Annotated in this window: 1 pseudogene; it reads left to right on the top strand. The window is 74.4% G+C overall.

Features of this window, described 5'->3' with window-relative positions:
* Positions 1–2,129, top strand: a pseudogene (locus tag ACNFOC_RS53490) (FAD/NAD(P)-binding protein); the annotation flags it as partial.
* Positions 2,130–2,262 lie beyond the last annotated feature (133 nt).

Below are 2,262 nucleotides of genomic sequence, written 5' to 3' on the forward strand. Positions count from 1 at the left end.
CACCTCGCCCCGGTTCGTCAACTCGCCCTGGAAGCCCGGTGCGTTGGACGCCGTGCACGAGGACACCGCCGACATCCTCCTCGTCGGCACCGGCCTCACCGCCGTGGACCTCGCCCTCACCCTCGACCGGCCCGAACGCACGGTCCACGCCGTCTCCCGCAGCGGACTCCTGCCCCAGCCGCACGCGTTGGGACCGGCCGGCGCCATGGAGGCGCCGAGCTGGCCCCGCGACCTGACACTGAGCGGACTGCGCCGAACCGTCTACCGGCACGTCAGCCGCTCCGTCCGCACCCACGGCGACTGGCGCCCTGCCCTGGACAGCCTGCGCCCGCACACCGCGCGACTCTGGCGCAGCCTCACCCCCGAGGAACGCGGGGAGTTCCTCGCCCACGAGGGCACCCTCTGGAACACCCACCGCCACCGCATGGCACCCACCACCGCCGAGTCGGTGACCCGGGCCCGCACCGCACGACGCCTCCAGGTCCACGCGGGCACGATCGCCGAAGTGGTGGAGTCCGGTGACCAGTTGGTGGTCACGCTCTCCAACGGCCGTACGCTGCGCGTGGGGTGGGTGATCGACTGCACCGGACCGGGCCGACGGCTCGAAGACCCCTTGTGGCGTGGGCTGTTCGAGACCGGGGCGGCCGTGCCCGGACCGCTCGGCATGGGCGCGGCCACCCGCGACGGACGCCTCCTGGACGCCCAAGGCCGCTCCACGCGACCGCTGTTCACGCTCGGCGCCCCCAGGCGCGGCGAACTCTGGGAGACCACCGCGATCCCCGAGGTCCGCGTCCAGGCCGCCGCCCTGGCCCAGCAGTTGCTGGTGCCGCCGGCCCGCCGCGCCGCCCGCCGCAGGCCCGTCGACGGACTCGGACTCCCGCTGTCGACCCACGCCGAGGCGGCCACCGCCTACCGCACCGGACTCGACCGGGTCCTCAAGGTGCGCGCCGGAGCCGAGGACGCCTTCGCCCGCGCGGTCGCCCTGGACCCCGGATTCGCCCTGGGACACGCGGCGTTGGCCCTGCTCGGCCACGAGTGCGGAGCCGCCGTGGACGTACCCCGGGCCCTCGCCGACGCCCAGCGCTGCGCACACGAACGCGCCGACGAACGCGAACGCTCCTTCGTGGACGTGATCACCCGCCGCGTCCAATCCGCCGACGGGGACCGCGCGTTGATACGACACCTCGACACCCACCCCGCCGACGCGCTCGCCCTCGCCGCCGCCGTCCCCACCATCGCCTTCTCCGGCGTCACCGACCTGGACGACGACTACGCGCTACGCCTCGTCGAGCGCACGTCCCCCGCCTACGACGGGCACTGGTTCCACACCTCGCTGCTCGCGTTCCTCCGCCAGGAACAGGGCCGGCTGCACGAGGCGGGTGAACTCGCCCACCGCGCCCTGGGAGTCGAGCCCGCGTCCGGTCACGCCGTGCACGCGCTGGCCCACGTCCACTACGAGTCCGGCGCCCACGAGGCGGGCCGGGACTGGCTGGGTGTCCGGGCAGGGCCGGGGTGCCGTCCACCGGGCCCACTTCTCCTGGCACATCGCCCTGCACGAACTCGCGTTGGACGACCCCGCCGCCGTACGCAGGCGCTGGTTCGCGCAGTTGGCGCCCGGGCGGGTGACCGGGGTCCGTGCGCTGGTTGACTCGGGGTCACTGCTGTGGCGGGCCCGGCTCAGCGGCAACTGGCAGGGGGAGCTGCCGACTTCGGACGTCCTGGACTCCGTGGCCTGCGAGGTGCTGGAGCGACCGGCGACCGCGTTCACCGCCCTGCACGCGGCGGTCGCCCTCACCGCCGCCGGTGACCTCCCCGCCCTGCGCCGACTGCGCGACCACGCGGCGGGCGCCGACCCGGTGCAGCGCGAGGTCATCGCCCCGCTCTGCGAGGCCCTCGCCGCCCTCGTCGAACACCGCTTCCACGAAGCGGCCCACGGCCTCGACGCGTTGTTGCCGGTCCTGCGCAAGGTGGGCGGCAGCGCGGCCCAACGCGAGGTCGTGGAGGAGACGTTGCTGTACGCGCTGGTGTCGGCGGGACGGTGCGACGCGGCACGACGGCTGTTGGACGCCCGGTTGGACCGGAAGGCGGCGCCTCGGGACCGGCGGATGCTGGCGGGGTTGCAGGGGTGAGACGGGGGTGACCAAGTTCGCGCACCGCGTCACCCGTACCGAGCTGATCCCGCGTCTTGTCGCCCAGGCGATCCGTATCGCGCAGTCGGAGCCCAAGGGCCCGGTGCTCCTGGACATTCCCTGGGACGTCCTG

It is taken from the genome of Streptomyces colwelliae (genome assembly GCF_048158785.1).
Classification (GTDB): Bacteria; Actinomycetota; Actinomycetes; order Streptomycetales; family Streptomycetaceae; genus Streptomyces.